Genomic DNA, 479 nt, shown 5'->3' with positions numbered 1-479 from the left:
CGACCTCAACGTTGGCCAGCAGAAATTCAACCGGGCGCACGCCGGACCAGGCGAGGCAGTCCTCGACCTCCTTCACCTGTTCGGCGACGTGGATGTGGATCGGCCCATTCGGCGCCAAAGCAGCAACTTGGGTCATTTCCTCCGGTGTGGCGGCGCGCAGACTGTGCGGCGCGACGCCGACGACAGCCTGATTCAACGCGCGAACCGATTCGCCAGACTTCTCAACAAGCCGGGAGAACCGATTCACATCGTTGATGAATCGCCTTTGGCCTTCGTTCGGAGCCGCTCCGCCGAAGGAGGAGTGCGCATAAAACACCGGCAAAAGGGTCAGGCCAATACCCGTTTCGCCGGCAGCGGCGGCGATGCGTTCGGCCATCTCGGCGAGATTAGCATAGGGGTTTCCATCGCGGTCGTGGTGCAGATAGTGGAATTCGCCGACGCGGGAGAAACCGGCCTCCAGCATCTCGACATAGAGCTGT

1 protein-coding gene is annotated in these 479 nt (G+C 61.6%); it reads right to left on the bottom strand.

Features of this window, described 5'->3' with window-relative positions; translation table 11 throughout:
- Nucleotides 1-479: amidohydrolase family protein (locus ACWTU8_RS32445; RefSeq protein WP_455851327.1), on the bottom strand; the 479-nt coding region annotated here is incomplete at both ends.

The sequence above is a fragment of the Mesorhizobium sp. BHbdii genome (assembly GCF_053848045.1).
The sequence above is the reverse complement of the archived record's forward strand: the minus strand, read 5'-3'. Positions and strand labels throughout refer to the sequence as shown.